The 19,066-nt window shown below is 36.0% G+C and carries 17 protein-coding genes; 7 read left to right on the top strand and 10 right to left on the bottom strand.

The window, feature by feature from the left end:
• Nucleotides 1-17 precede the first annotated feature (17 nt).
• A complete protein-coding gene (locus tag OZX61_RS03710) occupies nt 18-914 on the top strand; it encodes a LysR substrate-binding domain-containing protein (protein WP_277095359.1) in 897 nt (298 codons plus the stop codon).
• A 46-nt stretch (nt 915-960) separates the two neighbouring features.
• On the opposite strand, the gene ppk1 is transcribed toward OZX61_RS03710, so the two are convergent.
• Together ppk1 and mtgA are read right to left on the bottom strand one after the other, a co-directional pair.
• A complete protein-coding gene (gene ppk1 / locus OZX61_RS03705; protein ID WP_277095358.1) occupies nt 961-3,060 on the bottom strand; it encodes a polyphosphate kinase 1 in 2,100 nt (699 codons plus the stop codon).
• Nucleotides 3,061-3,175: 115 nt separating this feature from the next.
• On the bottom strand, nt 3,176-3,847 hold the full coding sequence (gene mtgA, locus OZX61_RS03700) for a monofunctional biosynthetic peptidoglycan transglycosylase (protein ID WP_195772142.1): 672 nt from the start codon (nt 3,845-3,847) through the stop codon (nt 3,176-3,178).
• A 74-nt stretch (nt 3,848-3,921) separates the two neighbouring features.
• Between mtgA and OZX61_RS03695 the strand changes: the two genes are divergently transcribed.
• Nucleotides 3,922-4,716, top strand: a complete 795-nt coding sequence (locus OZX61_RS03695; RefSeq protein ID WP_195772141.1) for a rhomboid family intramembrane serine protease — start codon at nt 3,922-3,924, stop codon at nt 4,714-4,716.
• Between the two features lie 26 nt (nt 4,717-4,742).
• Here the strand turns inward: OZX61_RS03695 and OZX61_RS03690 are convergent, their stop codons facing one another.
• Nucleotides 4,743-5,357 (bottom strand): carbonic anhydrase, encoded by a 615-nt coding sequence (locus OZX61_RS03690; protein ID WP_277095357.1) that lies wholly within the window; start codon nt 5,355-5,357, stop codon nt 4,743-4,745.
• A 163-nt stretch (nt 5,358-5,520) separates the two neighbouring features.
• Here OZX61_RS03690 and OZX61_RS03685 point away from each other — a divergent pair, with 163 nt between their 5' ends.
• Nucleotides 5,521-6,537, top strand: coding sequence for a hypothetical protein (locus OZX61_RS03685; RefSeq protein WP_277095356.1), 1,017 nt, complete (start codon nt 5,521-5,523; stop codon nt 6,535-6,537).
• A 25-nt stretch (nt 6,538-6,562) separates the two neighbouring features.
• Here the strand turns inward: OZX61_RS03685 and nfuA are convergent, their stop codons facing one another.
• Nucleotides 6,563-7,201, bottom strand: a complete 639-nt coding sequence (gene nfuA, locus OZX61_RS03680; RefSeq protein ID WP_195772159.1) for a Fe-S biogenesis protein NfuA — start codon at nt 7,199-7,201, stop codon at nt 6,563-6,565.
• 154 nt (nt 7,202-7,355) lie between these two features.
• Here nfuA and OZX61_RS03675 point away from each other — a divergent pair, with 154 nt between their 5' ends.
• Together OZX61_RS03675 and OZX61_RS03670 are read left to right on the top strand one after the other, a co-directional pair.
• The gene (locus OZX61_RS03675) at nt 7,356-7,973 is read left to right on the top strand and encodes a rhomboid family intramembrane serine protease (protein ID WP_195772138.1); all 618 of its coding nucleotides are present in this window, start codon (nt 7,356-7,358) and stop codon (nt 7,971-7,973) included.
• A gap of 83 nt (nt 7,974-8,056) precedes the next feature.
• Nucleotides 8,057-9,541 (top strand): hypothetical protein, encoded by a 1,485-nt coding sequence (locus OZX61_RS03670; protein ID WP_277095353.1) that lies wholly within the window; start codon nt 8,057-8,059, stop codon nt 9,539-9,541.
• A 23-nt stretch (nt 9,542-9,564) separates the two neighbouring features.
• Here the strand turns inward: OZX61_RS03670 and OZX61_RS03665 are convergent, their stop codons facing one another.
• The 5 genes from OZX61_RS03665 to icd all read right to left on the bottom strand — a co-directional run bounded on the left by OZX61_RS03665 (nt 9,565) and on the right by icd (nt 15,753).
• Nucleotides 9,565-11,187: an inorganic phosphate transporter gene (locus OZX61_RS03665; protein ID WP_277095625.1), complete on the bottom strand. Its 1,623-nt coding sequence runs from the start codon at nt 11,185-11,187 to the stop codon at nt 9,565-9,567.
• 264 nt (nt 11,188-11,451) lie between these two features.
• Nucleotides 11,452-11,934 carry a peptide deformylase gene (def, locus tag OZX61_RS03660; RefSeq protein WP_277095352.1) on the bottom strand — a complete coding sequence of 161 codons (483 nt, stop codon included), beginning with the start codon at nt 11,932-11,934 and terminating at the stop codon, nt 11,452-11,454.
• Nucleotides 11,935-11,952: 18 nt separating this feature from the next.
• Nucleotides 11,953-12,768 carry a PhzF family phenazine biosynthesis protein gene (locus tag OZX61_RS03655; protein ID WP_277095351.1) on the bottom strand — a complete coding sequence of 272 codons (816 nt, stop codon included), beginning with the start codon at nt 12,766-12,768 and terminating at the stop codon, nt 11,953-11,955.
• Between the two features lie 64 nt (nt 12,769-12,832).
• Complete coding sequence (locus tag OZX61_RS03650) at nt 12,833-14,227, bottom strand: L-cystine transporter (RefSeq protein WP_195772133.1); 1,395 nt, start codon at nt 14,225-14,227, stop codon at nt 12,833-12,835.
• Nucleotides 14,228-14,496: 269 nt separating this feature from the next.
• On the bottom strand, nt 14,497-15,753 hold the full coding sequence (icd, locus tag OZX61_RS03645) for an NADP-dependent isocitrate dehydrogenase (RefSeq protein ID WP_277095350.1): 1,257 nt from the start codon (nt 15,751-15,753) through the stop codon (nt 14,497-14,499).
• 177 nt (nt 15,754-15,930) lie between these two features.
• On the opposite strand from icd, the gene OZX61_RS03640 reads away from it, so the two are divergent.
• The gene (locus tag OZX61_RS03640; protein ID WP_195772131.1) at nt 15,931-16,683 is read left to right on the top strand and encodes a pseudouridine synthase; all 753 of its coding nucleotides are present in this window, start codon (nt 15,931-15,933) and stop codon (nt 16,681-16,683) included.
• 93 nt (nt 16,684-16,776) lie between these two features.
• A complete protein-coding gene (gene uraH / locus OZX61_RS03635) occupies nt 16,777-17,181 on the top strand; it encodes a hydroxyisourate hydrolase (RefSeq protein ID WP_195772130.1) in 405 nt (134 codons plus the stop codon).
• A 30-nt stretch (nt 17,182-17,211) separates the two neighbouring features.
• Here the strand turns inward: uraH and OZX61_RS03630 are convergent, their stop codons facing one another.
• Nucleotides 17,212-18,912: a PDZ domain-containing protein gene (locus OZX61_RS03630; protein WP_277095349.1), complete on the bottom strand. Its 1,701-nt coding sequence runs from the start codon at nt 18,910-18,912 to the stop codon at nt 17,212-17,214.
• Nucleotides 18,913-19,066: the final 154 nt, after the last annotated feature.

Here is a 19,066-nt window from a genome sequence, read left to right as displayed (position 1 = left end):
TCCTTAATGGTTAAAACATGATACAAAATATTGAATTAAAGTGGTTATATGACGTATTGACGCTAGAAAAACATCGCAACTTTACGCTTGCAGCAGATCTTAGACATGTCTCACAATCATCGCTAAGTAGACGAATTCAGACATTAGAAAAATCGTTGGGTTTTCATATCTTTGATAGGCAGACTTCTCCACTACAACTTACTGAAGAAGGTAAATTATTTATTTTAAATGTAAGAAATTTACTCAGTGATTTTGAATACAATATTGAGAAAATTAAAGGAACCAGTGACCTTCGAAGTAAAATTAAAATTGCTTCAGCACATTCGTTATCGGGTCATTTGTTTCCCAAGATATTGAAAAATTTAAAGAACTATACAGATAAAACATTTTATGTAGAAGCGATTGATGTGAATCAAACGGTGGATTATTTAAAAAATGGAACGTGTGATTTTATTATGTCATTTTATGACCCGAGTTTAATGAACTCAAACTTTTTATGTCATCAATTATTTTCTGCAAAGCTCTACCTCGTTACAGGTACAGATACATCTGGTTTTCCCAAATTTTCTTTAGAAGACGAAAGTTTTCCTTTCATGAGTTATACAGATGAGAGTTACATGGGCAAGCAAGTTAATCAGTTTTTACAAACACAGCAAACTCATCACTTCGACACCAATTTTGTATCGTCCATGAGTACCTTACTCAAAGACATGATAAAACATGGATACGGCGTAGGTTGGTTACCCAATTATAGTATTCAAGAGGAATTAAAACATCAGACCCTCTCAATTCTTCCACTAAAAAATGCTGTACTTCCTGTAGAGATTTACCTCTATCGGCATAATACGAGACTAAATATAGAGCTAGAAAATTTTTGGAATTTTATAAAACTGATAGACTGGGACATTGAATAAAATCAACTGCTTTTTAAAAAGCAGTTGATGCATAGAGCTGAACTATTTAACGAAATGATTCAATTAGGACTTGCTGAGCATTATGTGGAAGCTCATTTTCAGGTCTCTGTACACGTGTCCAAGATCCATCCCCACTTAACACCCAAGCACGCTCATTGTCCTTGAGATAATTTAACAGACCTTGTTGATAAATATATTTTCTTAAAGTCGGGTCTTCAATTGGAAAACATGCCTCAACACGATTAAATAGATTACGATTCATCCAGTCCGCACTAGACCCATATACCCGTGGATGACCGTCGTTGCTGAAATAAAATACACGTGTATGCTCCAAGAAACGACCAACAATAGAACGTACGTGAATATTTTCAGATAAACCTGGTAATCCTGGGCGTAAGCAACAGATCGAACGAATAATTAAATCAATTTTTACACCTGCTTGAGATGCTTCATATAATTTATTAATAAGTTGAACTTCGGTCAGTGCATTCACTTTAACAATAATATGTGCATCTTTGCCTGCTCGAGCATGTGCAATTTCATCGTCAATAAAGCCAAGCAAATGACTGTGCAAGGTAAACGGTGCATGCAATAACTTTTTAAGCTTTGCCATTTTCCCCATACCTGTCAGCTCTTGGAATATACGATGTACATCTTCACATAACTCTTTGCCTGTTGTTAACAGACCATAGTCTGTATACATACGTGCATTACCTGCATGGTAATTTCCCGTACCTAAGTGTGCATAACGTGCAAGTTTATTATTCTCACGGCGGATCACTAAAATCATTTTGGCATGTGTCTTATAACCCACAATACCATACACCACCACAGCACCCGCTTCTTGTAAAACATTTGCTACCGCAATATTCGACTCTTCGTCAAAGCGTGCTCTTAACTCAATAACAGCCGTTACTTCCTTACCATTTCTAGCGGCTTCAGCAAGCAACTGTACAATTTCAGAATCAGGACCACTTCGATATAATGTTTGCTTAATAGCCAATACTTTTGGATCACGTGCAGCTTCTCGAAGCAATGTAATTACTGGTGCAAAAGACTCAAAAGGATGATGAAGTAAAATATCTTGCTTCTTCATAGCAGAAAAAATATTTTCTGACTTGCGAAGAACTTTTGGTATCACTGGTGTATATGCCGCATATTTCAAATGAGGGCGTTTAAAGTTTGAAACCAAGCGTGCTAAGTTTACAGGACCATCAACTTTATATAATTGCTCTTCATGTAGCTCAAATTCATTCAGTAAATACTGATAAATATGCTTTGGACAGCTTTGTGTTACTTCTAAACGTACAGCACGACCAAAGCGACGAGAACTAAGCTCGCCTTTTAATGCAATTGCGAGGTCTTCAACATCTTCATTAAGCTCTAAATCGGCATTTCGTGTAACTCTGAATTGATAGCAACCAGTTGCCGTCATACCAGGAAATAAATCAGAAACATGCTCATGAATAATCGCAGACAGCATCACATGATGCTCTTTTCCATCTGTCAATTCATCAGGTAATCGCACGACACGTGGTAAAGACCTTGGTGCAGGGACAACAGCTAAATCAATTTGGCGACCAAAAGCATCTTTGCCTTCTAATGTCACAATAAAGTTTAAGCTTTTGTTCACCAATCGTGGAAATGGATGTGCAGGATCTAAACTAATCGGTGTTAAAACAGGTGCAACTTGATCATGGAAATATTTCTTTACCCATGCAGTTTGTGCAGGTGACAACTCTCCACGGCGTAAAAAACAAATATCCTCTTCTCTAAGTTTAGGTAAGATTTCCTGATTTAGAATTCTATACTGACGCTCAATCGCTTCATGCGCTGTCTTAGAAATTTGTTCTAAGACTTGTTTTGGTGTAAGACCATCTGGTGTATAGCTGTCATTTCCTAAGGTTAACTGCTCCATCACACCTGCAACACGAATTTCGAAAAATTCATCCATATTGCGAGAAAAAATAAGTAAGAAATTTAATCTTTCTAAAAGCGGATGAAGCGGATCAACAGCCTGTTCTAAGACCCGTAAATGAAAATCTAAAATGGATAACTCACGATTAATATATCGTTCATTATACGTATATTCAGGGAGATTCGTATCTTCTGCGTGACCGTCCACTGCATGCGCCTCTATATTCATACATTATTCCATAACAAACATTATGCGATGTTCTTATTCAATTGTCCTTTATAATTATGGCAATTTGATAAATAAATGCATAATTCCTAAACAAATAATACATCTATTTTATTTATTATGGTATTGGACTTGAGTCAATATATTTTCGAATAAAACGTTCTCTAAAATGTAGTCTTGGATGGTTTGGATGATTTTGAAAATATTTTGGATTAGGTAATAAAGCTGCTAGAAAAATCGCTTGCTGTTTCGTTAAATTACGACTGTTTTTATGAAAATAATATTGTGATGCAGCTTCAATACCATATATATTTTCACCAAACTCTACAGAGTTCAAATATACTTCTAATATACGTTGCTTTGACCAAAGGCTTTCCATCATTACTGTAATAATAGCTTCTTCAAATTTTCTCACATAAGAACGCTGATTAAATAAAAATAAATTCTTTGCCAACTGCTGAGAAATCGTTGAACCACCTGCAACAATAGTTTCATTCTTTTCATTGCGCTCAAGCGCATATTGCATACCGTCCCAATCAAAACCATGATGTTCAAGAAATTTACCATCTTCACCCGCGATGACAGCTTGCTTTATATAAGGGCTCATATTTTTATAATTCACCCATTCATGTTGTGCTTCTTCAGTATTTTGCCAAGAATTTACAATCATTAACATCGTGGTTTCTACAGGATTGAATTTCCACCAAAATAATGCAGCAAACACACAAATCTGTATTAAAAAGAAAAGAACAAACAAGAGTTTAAGCATACGCGATAAGATACGTTTCATGAATGTAACTTTCTCCAAACCACAGGTTCTGTTAAGCTGATATTGAAAAATTTTCCAAGAATAGCACGTCTAAAATGCAACAACCTTTATTTTACAAAAGTAAATTAGATCTACAACTTTGGTGGGCAACTGCATTTATCATTATCGTCAATGTTGGTTTATATCTTCTACAAATTACAGCAGGTGTAAATAGTAGCAACCCAAGTTTGTTAGATGCGATTAGATGGGGTGCTGATTATCCACCGCTAACCTTAATTTATGAACCCTATCGCTTATTTACATGCATGTTTTTTCATTTTGGCTTCATCCATTTGGCTTTAAACATGTGGTCTCTTTATATTTTTGGAAAAATTGCAGAACAAATTTATGGTCGTTTTTATTATATTTGTTTATATCTTCTTGCTGGGCTGACAGGCAGTTTACTAAGTAACTGGATAACTATAGAAAATAGCTACCATCTGCTACATGTGTTCTCTGTCGATTTATTACCTACAGTTAATGGTGGTGCATCGGGTGCAATTATGGGTCTTGGAGGCGCACTTACTATTCTTTCTTTTTTTCCTCCTGCTCCTCAGCAACCATTTATTCTGAGTAAAAAAGTATTACTTTGGGTCATGCTCATTAATTTATCGGTAGGTTTTATTACCCCAAATATTAACAACATGGCACATATTGGTGGAATTCTTATGGGGGTTATACTCAGTCTCATCTGGTATTTTTCTCAGAGAAAAAACACCTCATTAAAACTTATTATAGGTATTATATTTGGAATATTACTTAATTTAATGATTTATTTATATTGTGAATATAAGTTAAAGGATATCTATTTATTATGGATGGATATTTTAAATAACCACCCATTTCAATAAATTATAAAATTTAGTGATTTAATTTACTAAAAATCAAAGAATGTGACTTCACCTGTCTCTAAAGAATACTCTGCACCAATAACTTTTAATTTACCTTGGGCAATTAAATGCTCTAGTACTGAAGAACCATGACGCAATTGATTAACCGATGCAAATACATTAGAACGCACGGCATGTTCGCATAGCTTTGGTAAATCATCTTTTAATTCTGTTTGCATCAAAATTTCAACAGATGGACGAACACGATTTACAATAGACATTAAGTTATTAGATGGTGGCTGATTTGGATTACGCAAAGTATCAATCGTTGCTTTAATTGCACCACAATGACTATGACCTAAAACAACAACCACTGCACAGTCGTAACGTTCTGCTGCAAACTCTACGCTGCCTACCTGAGATGGCGCTACAATATTTCCTGCAACACGAATTACAAAAAGATCTCCTAACCCTTGGTCAAAAATGATTTCTGCAGGTACTCGTGAGTCAGAACAGCCAAGTACAATCGCAAATGGATTTTGGTCTGCTGTTAATTGAGAGCGATGTTCTTGAGAAATTAAATCTGGAATAGATGACTTACCATTTGCAAAACGCTGATTCCCTTGTTTTAAACGGTCCAATGCTTCTTGAGCTGTAAGCATGATTTTTCCTATTTCGTTATCAAAATAATTAATGATTTGTATTCTAGGGCGCACTATGAAACTTGTCACTGACTAAAAACGTCGCCATAGTAAATTCAATTAAAAAAATATTTTCTTGCCTCATGTATACTTCTATACATGGTCTTTACAACAAAATAGCGATATGAAGCAATCTCCTAAACATCCTATGATTGAACAGCTTATTCAATCGCAAATTCTTTTTTTAGAGCAATTCTGTAAAAATCACAGTTCAATTCAAACAGAAGGTGAACACTTATATCAATGGTTGTCACAAAAGCAACTGCAAGATTTTTTAACTGATGAGCAAATTATTCGTTATATTCGAGAGTGTTTTTTAAAAAATCCTATTCCTCATGATCTGTTAATGCATTTTGCAAAGCAAATGCAATTATGTGCAACACATACACTCAATGAAGAGTCTCAAATCCAAGAAGTTATTCAAGTCATGGCTATTGACCGTTTAGCGTCTTTTATTTCAGAACAAACACACCTAAGATCATCCATTATTCACTTTATGGTTCATCATCAGTCATTTTCAACAATTATGTCTGAGCTTCTCAACCATGCCATTCAAAATTATTTTGAAGAAACATTGGCTTCAAAAACCCCTTCTCATGTGAATCGGTTTATGAAAATGGGGAAATCTATGTTTGAAAATATGACAGATGCAACTTTCGAAAAAACGATTATGCAATACATAGAAAAAAATATTCCTAAAATTAGGCAATTAAGTGAATACGTACTTGCTAACCACTTGACGAATGAACGTGTTTATCATTTACAAGCTGAATTATGGCACCAAATAAAAGAAAAAAAATTAGTTGAGTTAAATGAATTCTTAAATTCGAACGATTATCCTGAACTGATTTCTATCATCAATGATTTTTGGAATGGTCTACGCGAAACAAACTATTTCAATACAGTCATCTCTGATCATATCTACCAATGGTATGAACTACATAAAACACAAAAATTAGAGTATTTTTTTAACCTTTTAGGGTTAAACCATCAAGCGATACAGACCGAAATAATCATGATTATTACACCAGTCGTCAAAAAATTAATTAACGATGGCTATTTAAAATCACGCCTCTACCCTATTTTGGAGGCTTTTTATGCACAAGATGATGTACAAGCATGTCTAAAACAAATTCAATAAAAAAGGCGCTTTATGCGCCTTTTTCTTATTTATAGTATGCACCTTCAGCTTGTGAATGGTCAGTCTCATCAATCACACGTTGCAATTCTGGAATATATTCACGTAGTGTCGTTTCAACACCTTGCTTCAAAGTGACATCAATTGCCGAACATCCTTGACAACCGCCACCAAATTTCAAGATTGCAGTTAGACCATGTGTTTCATCGTCTTTAACAGCTACGAGACTACAATTACCCCCATGACTTGCCAAACCTGGATTAATTTCCGATTGTAGTACGTAAGTAATACGCTCTTCCATTGAAGCATCTGGCCCAACACGAGGCACTTTAGAGTTCGGTGCGCGAAAGGTAAGTTGCCCACCAAAACGGTCTTTATTATAGTCAATGACCGCATCTCTTAAATATGGAATAGATGGCGAATCAATAAATGCTGGAAAATCTGGGTATTCTTGTCGATAATCCGTTTCTACAACTTCATCAGGAGCACTATATGCCATACAACATTCAGCACGCGGTGTTCCTGCATTTTCTACAAATACACGAACCCCAATACCAGGCGTATTTTGCTTAGCCAATAATTCACCCAAGTACTCTTGCGCAGACGGAGTGATTAAGAGATTCGGCATCTCTTCATTTGCTGTCTGAGTCATGTTGTCGTTTTCCATAGACATCGTATCTTTCCTCAACCTGAAGTACCTAGTTTAACTGAAGATATGGGGTAATTGCCAAAAATCAACTTATTTTGTCAGATTTATTTATTTTTCTATCTTCTTCATTTTATGTCATGATAAAGTTTATTTTTTATTACTTTGTCATATTATGCTAGACCTGCCATTTAATCATAGTATTACACTTATTATTATTACTGTTATTGTTTCACTCATTGCTTTTTCAAATCAAAAAGTGATGAATCGCTTAATCTTTTGGCCACCAGCCATGCAAAAAGGGCAATTCGACCGTTTTATCACCCACGGATTTGTGCATGCAGATGGTGCTCATCTTCTATTTAATATGATCACGTTGTTCTTCTTCGGGAGTGCGATTGAGACTTTTTATAGACAATATGCGTTCAATATGGGATTTGTTCTATTTTACTTAGGCGGCCTCATTATTTCTATTTTACCAAGTTATCTAAAACATAAAAATGACTTTCAATGGGCAAGCCTAGGCGCGTCCGGTGCTGTATCGGCTGTGCTATTTGCTTATATTCTCTTTAAACCGTGGAATCTTATCTTCGTTTTCTTTATACCCGTACCTGCCATTATTTTTGCAATTCTCTATATTGGATACACTATTTGGTCAAATAAACGTAGCGTAGGCAATATTAATCATAGTGCCCATCTGTGGGGTGCAGCTTATGGTATTTTAATGACTATTATTGTGGAACCTAAAATTATTCCTCACTTTTTAAATCAGTTAACTAAATTACCTTTTTAATTTTATTCACTCTTAGTAAATACATTACATCTGTCATAGAGATTATATCTATTTCAGTTTAAAACCACGAAAGGATATTCTCTATGTCAGATATCATTAAAGGTATACAGTTTCCGATCGTAGCATCTACAAAAAAAATAAGTACCACAGCAAGTGCGAAGTATATCTTAAGCACTGCCATTCAATCGATAGACCCTCATTGTGCAGAGACCATGCGTAATGAAACCACTTGGCGAAAAAACTACCCTATCCATATTAAAAAGACACTTGAGTTAAGTTTAAAAAATACAAAGGATACGATTACTATCGCCCAAAGTGGTCTTAAAACTGCCCATGAACATTTTAGATTTTATCGTCATGGTTTAAGTACTTCTTTTAAAAATGCAATTTCACAGCCTTTTGAGAAGCTACAAACCCATCAAATTATTGGGAAAAGTAATAGCCTTCCAGAGTGGTATATCCCTTATAAAGGTAAACAATTAAAAGGCCAAAGCTTACTTAACCAAATTCAGCTATGGCAAGAAAAAAAGATTATAGAACCTTCGCATGCCGAGGCTTTACGGAAGGTTTATGAGCACCCAGAATGGCTTGATCTCTCAGATAGAACAATGGTGCTTTTAGGTGCGGGTGCAGAGATTGGACCACTTTCTTGGCTTGCCAAGTGGAAGGCAAACATTATTGCCATCGATATCGCTCATCTACCTAAATGGACACTGATTCGTCAAACCATTGAAAAAGGTAATGCGACGTTATATGCACCCTTTTTAGAAAATAATAAAGAATTAGGTGCAGACTTACTAACGCAAACACCAGAAATTGTGAAGTGGCTAAATCAGTTTAATCAAAACCTAGATATTGCTGCACTGGCTTATTTAGATGGAGAAAAGCATGTACGAGTTGCACTTGCCATGGATGCAATCATGCAATCCGTCAGCGAGAAGAATAAAAATACATCTCTCATGTTTATGAGCACACCAACAGATATATACGCACTGCCTATATCATTTAAAAAAGAAATAGAACAACAACAACGCCAACGCTCATTGTTAGAAAAATCAATGACTCAACTCATTAGTCAATTTTCATGTAAAAAAATACTACACAAGACAATTTTTACAGATTATTCAGAAAAATATACGATTTATGACGGATTAGTACTACAGCAAGGCCCTAACTACGCCTTGGCAAAAAGGCTTCAACAATGGCGTGCTTTGGTGGCAAGACACCAAGGGCAATGTGTTTCTATTAATGTTTCTCCATCAACGACAACACAATCTGTAATTAAAAATCCCCTACTCCAATCTGCTTTCAATGGTGCTTCTTTATTTGGCGTAGAAGCTTTTGCACCAGAAACAACAAATGCAATTATGGCAGCAATGTGGGTACATGATTTACGCTACCCTAAGGCTGTCTCTCAACCAAATATTACACTGACTCATCCATTAGATTTAATCTCATCAGGAGCAAATCATGGTGGGTTATGGCGTACTAACTATACAACACGTACCGTATTACCTATGGCTGCTCTTTATGGCAATTTCAAAAATAAAAAAAGGGCTATTTCTTAAGCCCTTTTTTGTTTAATTCATAATTAAAATATATGTAAGAACAGCCAATACAAACCACCCGAAAGTGCAATTGTCACTGGAAGTGTGAGCACCCAAGCCGAGATAATACTTTTAATTGTTGACCACTGTAACCCAGACTTATTGGCAACCATTGTCCCTGCCACTGCACTATTTAAAACATGTGTAGTTGATACTGGCATTCCAAGTCCATCGGCTGCAGCAATGGTTGTCATTGCAACAAGCTCGGCAGATAAGCCTTGACCATACGTCATATGATCTTTACCAATTCGTTCGCCTACAGTCACAACAATACGCTTCCAACCAACCATAGTACCTAGGCCTAGTGCCAATGCAACAGCAACTTTCACCCAGTTTGGAATATATTGTAAGAAACCATCTAAACCTTTTTGATAAGATTTAATCGTTTTTTGTTCAGCTTCATTCCAAGTCGGTAATGCTTTTTGCTTACCTAATGCTTTAAATGTCGCTGTACTTAAATACATTTCATTTCGAATATCACTAACACTTTGTTCAGGAATATTTTTCAAAGAAGAATACGGTGCCAATTCTTGGCTTAAACCATATGTCATACTAGCTAATGCAGGAAGTACTTCTGGGGTTACTTTCTTCTCTTGAATGTAACGCGTTAAAATCTCTTTAGCTTCTACACGATTATATTTTTGTGTATTTTCTGCAGAAATTACTACAGCTGCTTCTTCGGACAAACCTTTGAAAGACTGTAATTGATTACTGTCTATATTCTTGTTAAGTGAATATGCTAAAGGAACAAGACCAATCAGAATAAGCATAATTAGCCCCATTCCTTTTTGACCATCATTCGAACCATGTGCAAAGCTTACACCTGTACATGTAAAAATAAGCAAGGCACGAATCACCAATGGCGGTGGTTTATTTCCTTCAGGTGCTTTAAAGAGCTCGAGTTGCTTTCTAAATAAAAATTTCACCAATAAGAATACAACGGCAGCAAATGCAAAACCAATAAGTGGGGAAAACAGTAATGCTTTACCAACTTTAATGACTTGCTCCATATCAATACCACTAGTTCCCGCTTCAGCAGCAGTATTTAAGATATGGTTCATAATACCAATACCTAAAATAGAACCAATCATAGTATGTGAACTTGAAGCAGGAATACCAAAGAACCATGTGCCTAAGTTCCATAGAATGGCTGCAATGAGTAATGCAAATACCATTGCAAAACCTGCACTGCTTCCTACATTCATAATCATTTCTACAGGTAATAATGCAATAATGCCGTATGCAACAGCACCACTTGCTAGCAGTACACCGAGAAAATTACAAAAACCTGCCCACATGACTGCAATAGGTGCTGGAAGTGCATTGGTATAAATAACCGTTGCAACTGCATTTGCTGTGTCATGGAAACCATTCACAAATTCAAAACCTAAAGCAATGAATAGTGCTGTAGAAAGCAAAATTACTGAATAAAGGCTTAAAGGTGGAACATTCGCAAGATCAGCATTTAGCTGCAATCCAATATAAACAAGTGTAGAAATAATAATTGTAAGAAACACCGGCATAAAAAATTTCGGTGTAGGAACATTTACATTTTTACCTTCTACGGCACCAGGAGGTATTGGCTCTTGTTTAGAAGATGTATTCATTTTCATGCTGCCATCTATGATGATACTTTTAGGTGTCCATATTGTTTAATTTAATTATGACAGTTATATGACACAACATTTATTATGCGAAAAAAAGCCCACCTTTTGCTTCTTTTTAGAGCAAAAAGTGCACTACAATAAGTACAGCTTTAAAATTTAACATTCATTTATTTAAATAAAATATTTTAGCTAGACCAATTCATTCCACTTATTTAAAACATATCGCTTAATTTGCATGAGAAATATTTCAGAATCATTAAAAAACTATAAATAACTCACAAATAGGATTCCGTTTAAATGGTCTATTTCATGTTGAACAATTCTGGCAGGAAAACCAAAAAACGTTTGCTGAATTCGCTCTCCCATCACTGTGTAGTACTCTACAACAATTTTTTGTGCACGCAGCACTCGTCCTCGCTCACCTTTTACACTCAAACAGCCTTCTTCACCCAAACATTTTTCACTAGATGCCGTTAAAATTTCTGGGTTGACCATGACAATCTCAGGCATATCTGGGGCATCTGGGTATCGTGGATTAGGACGAGATGCAACAATAATAATTCTTTTAGAAACATAAACTTGTGGTGCTGCAATGCCTACACCATGATGATATTTCATCGTCGTTTGCATCGCTTGAGAAAGCTGATGTAGCCATAAAGAGCCAAATTCTCTTGGACTGACTTTCGTAGCGACTAAATTTAAAACTTCTTCACCTTTCTGAGCAACTGGCAACACCACATCTTCCATTAGAATTTTACCTTTTTGTTATATATGAATATCTGCAACCATATAGAGTTTAGCTTGGCCTGAAATTTCTATACGATCATTCGGTAATATTTCACCGTATAACCAACCACCTCTTGAAGAAGCCTGATAAGCCGTAATCAGATCCTTCTCTAGTCTTTCTGACCAAAGTGGAATCACTGCTGTATGAATAGAGCCTGTTACAGGATCCTCATTTACACCAATAGCAGGGGCAAAATAACGACTAATACAATCGTAGTGATCTTTTCCTGGCGCAGTAATCACAATATCTCGGGTTTTGCCATAGATTCTTTTTGAATCAATACTCACTTCTTTCAGCTTAAAAAAATCAGGTTGTACATCTAAAACCTGTTGTGCGTTTTCATATTCAACGACATAAGCCTGATCATTTAAATAAACCGCTTTAAATGGAATATTAAAGGCACTTTCCAATGTTTTAGGATAATCTAAAAGAGGATATGCTTTTAATATTGGGAAATTCATGACAATCTTTTCATTTTTTTGTCGAATATAAAATGTACCCAATTGCTGTGTTTCAAATTCAATATATTCCAAGCCTTCAATCTGCTGAAATAAAATAAACGCACTCGCTAGCGTTGCATGCCCACAAAATGGCACTTCATCTGTTGGTGTAAACCAACGAATATCATAATTATTGAGTGTATTTTTCTTTACAAAGGCAGTTTCAGAAAGATTATTTTCTAATGCAATATGTTGCATTAGCGCTTCATCTAACCAGTCTTCTAAAATAATAACTGCAGCAGGATTTCCTTTAAATAATTGTGTTGTGAATGCATCAACTTGGTACATCTTCATTATTATTTCCTCAAAAAAAAGAGCACATGCTTTAGCATATGCTCTTTTAATATACTTCAATTGATCAGCTATTTACGAGATCTTTGTCATTTTCTTGCTCAAATTTACTTTTGTCGGTAAGACCCATGACCTGACTAGTAAATGTTCCTGCTGTCATAGAGCCATTTACATTTAGTGCGGTTCTTCCCATATCAATTAAAGGCTCAATAGAAATAAGAAGTGCAGCTAATGTAATTGGAAAACCTAAAGCAGGTAGTACAATTAATGCTGCAAACGTTGCACCACCACCTACACCAGCGACACCAATAGAACTCATTGTGACAATGCCAGCTAATGTTAAAATCCATAGAGGATCTAGAGGATTTACCCCCATTGTTGGTGCAACCATTACCGCAAGCATAGCAGGATACAAACCTGCACAGCCATTTTGTCCAATTGTTGTACCAAAAGAAGCTGAAAAACTTGCAATTGATTCTGGTACACCAATACGATTTGTTTGTGCTTCAATATTCATAGGAATACTTGCCGCACTAGATCGACTCGTGAAAGCAAAGGTAATAACAGGCCATACTTTTTTAAAGAAGCGTATTGGATTAATACCTGAACCTGCCAAAATAATGGCATGAACAATAAACATAATCGCAATACCTACATAGGAAGCCGCCAAAAAACCACCTAACTTTAGAATATCTGCCATATTCGAGCTTGCAACGACTTTTGTCATTAAGGCAAAAACACCATACGGCGTCAATGTCATTACAAGGCGGACAAGTTTCATTACCCATAACTGAGCAGTATCAATTGCAGTTAAAACATACTTCCCTTTTACTTCATCATCTTTAAGCAATTTAAGTGCAGCAACACCCAAAAATGCTGCAAAGATAACCACACTAATAATTGCCGTTGGTTTTGCACCAGTTAAATCAGCAAAAGGATTCGTTGGAATGAAAGACAAAATAAATTGAGGAACACTTAAATCTGTGACTTTTCCTACATAATCAGACTGAAGTGCACTCAATCTAGCCGTTTCAGCAGCACCTTGCACCAGACCATCTGCAGTCAAACCAAAAAGTCGTGTTACAAAAACTGCAACTAAAGCTGCAATAAATGTAGTAACCAATAACGTTCCTATGCTCAGAAAGCTAATTTTTCCTAACGACGAAGTTGCCGAATGCAGTTTTGCCACTGCACTTAAAATAGAAATAAAAACCAATGGCATAACAACCATTTGTAAAAGTTTTACATAACCATTTCCGACAATATTAAACCAGCTAATTGAATCATTCAGAACTTGATCGCCTGTGTTGTATACTAAGTGCAAACCTAGCCCAAACACCACACCAAGAACCAAACCAGAAAGTACTTTTTTGGATAGGCTCCAATTTGTTTTACGAGTTTGTGCAAGTACAAGTAGTAGAACCACAAACACGATAATGTTTATGATAAGTGGCATGCTCATTGCAACTCCTAGCCCAAAGGCTATTCTAAAAATAAGATATAATTAACGTTTATTATAAAGTAAATAGATAACCAACAAGACCCATTCTCTTCTTCATTTTTTCGATAACCATAGCACTGCTTTTCATATTGTTATTTTTACAATAAAAATCATATAATTACTAAAAAAATATAGTGTATTCTTTTTTCTGAATAAGCTTAGTTTAAATTCTAATAAAGCAATAAAAAGCCCCATCATATGATGAGGCTTTTCAACTATTTATAACTTATTTAAGCGTCCATATTCTTTACAATCGCTTTACCAAACGCTGAGCAACTAAGAAGTTCTGCTCCGTCCATCAAACGTTCAAAGTCATATGTCACTGTCTTATGAGAAATCGCACCAGATACACCTTTAATAATTAAATCAGCGGCTTCTGTCCATCCCATATCACGTAACATCATTTCAGCAGATAAAATAATTGAACCTGGGTTTACTTTATCTTGACCTGCATATTTTGGTGCTGTGCCGTGTGTTGCTTCATACACAGATACTGCATCGCCAATGTTTGCACCTGGTGCAATACCAATACCGCCTACTTGTGCAGCCAATGCATCTGAAACATAGTCACCATTTAGATTTAATGTTGCGATCACTGAATACTCTGCAGGACGCATTAAAATCTGTTGTAAGAAAGCATCTGCAATTACATCTTTAATGATGATCTCTTTTCCAGTTTTTGGGTTTTTAATGCTTACCCATGGGCCACCGTCAATCAGCTCACCACCAAACTCTTGTTGTGCAAGCTCATAACCCCACTCTTTGAAAGCACCTTCTGTATATTTCATGATATTGCCTTTGTGTACTAATGTCACAGATGGCTTATCATTATCAATTGCAAATTGGATTGCTTTACGTACAAGGCGTTGCGTACCTTCTTTTGATACAGGTTTAACACCAATACCACAATCCTCTGGGAAACGGATTTTTTTCACACCCATTTCTTCTTGTAGGAACTTAATTACTTTTTTTGCTTCGTCAGAATCTGCTTTCCATTCAATCCCTGCATAAATATCTTCAGAGTTCTCACGGAAAATAACCATATCTGTTTGTTCTGGATGCTTCACTGGTGAAGGAACACCTTCAAACCAACGTACTGGACGAGAACAAACATATAAATCAAGTTCTTGGCGTAATGCAACGTTTAATGAACGAATACCACCACCGACTGGTGTAGTTAATGGGCCTTTAATTGCAACAACAAAATCACGAATTGCATCGAAGGTTTCTTCTGGCATATACGTGCCGTAGCTAGCATTTGCTTTCTCGCCACAGTATACTTCCATCCATTCAATAGAGCGTTCGCCACCATAAGCCTTTTCTACCGCGGCATCGACTACCTCTTTCATGGCAGGTGTAATATCTACACCAATACCATCACCTTCAATAAAGGGAATGATTGGATGATTCGGAACATTCCATGAACGGTCTGCATTTACGGTAATCTTGTCACCACTGGTTGGTACAACAATCTTTTCATAACCCATTTGCCAGGCTCCCTTTTATATTTGGCGAACTACGTTATTGTCTTTCAGACAATTTTTCATTTTTTTAAATGTGTAGCTATTCTAAAGTAAATATACACTATATGTTATTTAGCTTAGAAATAATCTACATTTAAGAAATCAATACAATACGTCACATTTGTTAAAGCAGATCTTCCCATGAAACTTACTGTATTAAATAAACCATTTAATGTTCTCTCGCAGTTTAGAGAGGATGAAAAACACCCTACATTAGCTGAGTTTATTACGGATCCTGATTTACGTGTATCTGGCCGTCTCGATCATGACTCAGAAGGTCTACTATTACTTACTGACCAAGGTGGCCTAAATCAGCTAATTACACATCCAAAAAATAAACAACATAAAACATATTTAGCACAAGTTGAAGGTGAAATAAGCCAAGAAGCTATTGAAAAACTAAAAGCAGGTGTTGTCCTTAAAGATGGTCCTACACGACCTGCCGAGGTTAGGGTAGTCGAAGAGCCAACATGGTTATGGGAAAGAAATCCACCTATTCGCTATCGTGCAAGTATTCCAACTACATGGGTAGAAATTAAAATTTCTGAAGGGCGTAATCGACAAGTACGTCGAATGACTGCCGCTGTTGGATTTCCAACATTACGCCTTATTCGCACTCAAATTGGTTCGATTGATCTCATTCAATTGGGCTTAATGCCGGGCGAAAAACGTGCTATAGAACCACTGTTCTATCCTGAATATAAGGCAGTCGTAGAGAAGCTCAAGGCACCTAAAAAAACCTCAGGTAAACGTGAAGATCCTAAAAAGAGAAAACAAAATAAAAAACGTGAAGAAGTTCTTGTTGCAATTTTTAAAACAGATGCACAAAGACCACGTCGTATTACCAATGGAACCACTCGACCTAATCTAAAAAAAGGTAGATCAAGAAAATAGTTTCTCTTGGCACCATCATATAAGCGACTTGAATCTCTGTATATTTTCTTCAAAATATGTAACGGATCAAGTCGTACAATAAAGAGGATAACAATGAAAAAACAAATTACTTTAGTTACAGGATTAATCTGTTCTCATATTGCCTTTGCTATTGCACCTATTGGCGTTCAAGTTACAAATCTCGAGACAGGTACACCTGCAACCCAAATGAGTGTTGAATTAGAAGCACAACAAAACAACGCATGGGTTAAAATTGGAGAAGGAACAACAGATGAAAAAGGACGTTTAGATACACTTTATCCGAATACAAAACCAAGTTTAGATAAAGGAATTTATAAAGTTACCTTTAAAACAGGTGATTGGTTTAAAAACAAAAATCAGCGTGCTTTTTATGCAGAAATTCCTGTTATATTTGTGATTGATGGCAGTACAGACCACTATCAAATTCCATTAAATATTAGCCAATATGGCTATTCAACGTATAAAGCTATAGATTAAAAAAAGAGGCATATTCATGCCTCTTTTTCCTTATGACAGCCAATTCTTTATTTTTTGTTCATCTATAACTTTAAGCTCTACCGTATCGAGTGCAACATTTATACTTTTTAAAGAAAATGTAAGAAGCTCATCTCTTCTAAATAGATGTATGTCTACATCACTCTCTTTCTGAGCATAACGTGTTAATTGCTGATCCGTCGCTTTAATACCATCAATCGCAATAATCACATCATGTGCAGACAAACCCGCTTGAGCAGCAGCGCTTTCTCGACGAACTTGCTGAATGAGTAGTCCTTCAGGTTTCTCGACTGTTTTCAGACCAAAAGGTAAGTTTTTCTCTGACTTTAATTGATAAGAAACCCCCATACTAGAGAGTAATTCCTCTATAGGCAGCTCTTCAGTCGTATGAATTAGAAAACTTAAGCGCTCAGTCCAGTCCTCTCCTGTCAATTTCTGACATAACTCAAAAATTGTTTTTTCATTGACTTGTTTACCTTGTTGCGCATTTTCATAAAGACAGCGCATTAAAGCATCTAAACTAGAACCATGATTTCTCAAACTTAAGTCCAAACACAGTGCAACCAAAGCACCTTTGTTATAGTAACTCGTGCCTGCATTGTTTGTATTTTCATCAGGTCTATAAAATTTAATCCATGTATCAAAGCTTGATTCAGTTACCGATTGAATACGGCGACCTGGATTTTGTAAATATCGATCAATCTGTGCTTTAAGCAGACTAAGATAACTTGCCTTAGAGATAACACCACTACGTAACAAAATTAGGTCGTCATAATACGAGGTAAAGCCCTCAAAAACCCAAAGTAGTGACGTATAACCTTCTTTATTCAAATCGTAATGAGCAAAATTTTCAGGTCGAATATATTTAACTAACCACGAGTGAAAATACTCATGACTACACAGCCCTAAAAAGCGTTGATATGCTGACGATGGTTCTTCAGGTTCATTGAGTTGGGGCAAATCATCTCGCGGTGTAATTAAACTGGTTGAATTAGGATGCTCTAATCCACCATAACTACTACCTGTTGCAATCGTCATAAATACATAATTTGAAAATGGTGCTGAACCGAACATTTGAATTTCAGTTCGACAAATTTTTTCAATATCTTGTTGCAAGCGAGTTAAATTGGTTGTGTGCTTTCCTGAAATTACAAACTCATGTGGAATATTCTCGACATTAAATGTAAAACGATCTTGCACTGCAAGTTCAAAAGGACTATCAATAAACTGCATATAATCTTTTGCATAGAGCGTATACCGCCCTGCCACTAGACTTTTGGTTTTCAAGCCCGTCGCTATTGAAAAATGCTGTAATGCTTCAGGCACAAAAATTTCAGCTTCACAAGCAATATTTTCTTGTTGCTCTAGACCTAAACATACACACGCAGGATTCACATACAAACGTTGCTGATCTACATATGCACCACGCACAGATAAATCATAGGCATAGACATCGTATTCAACTGTAATAAGTTCATGATCTGTATTGTGTAAACGCCATTTATTTTTTTCAAATTTTGTTATTGTTAGAAGACGACCCGCTTCATCATATGCTTTTACCGACTCGATATGCTTTGCAAACTCGCGAACCAAATAACTTCCCGGAATCCAAGTCGGCAACCATAGTACTTGTGAAGGATTCGCAAGAAAACGTAAGGTTACATGAATAAGGTGCTGTTGATAATCGTCAAACTCTATTTGATAGTGCAACATAAGTCAGAATTCTAATCCTAATCTCGCTTAGCAAGGGTTTAGCTTAGCACTTTTTTATTCTAAGATCGCATACTTCGCTCCGATTCTATATACATCCTTAAATTTTAGTTCATTTTAAGTTTTATATAGTATTTTTCGACCTCTAGCTTATCCT

This window comes from Acinetobacter sp. ESL0695 (assembly GCF_029392135.1).
In the GTDB taxonomy this organism is placed as follows: domain Bacteria; phylum Pseudomonadota; class Gammaproteobacteria; order Pseudomonadales; family Moraxellaceae; genus Acinetobacter; species Acinetobacter pollinis.
Note: the sequence above shows the minus strand (reverse complement) of the source record. Positions and strands in the feature narration are given on the sequence as shown.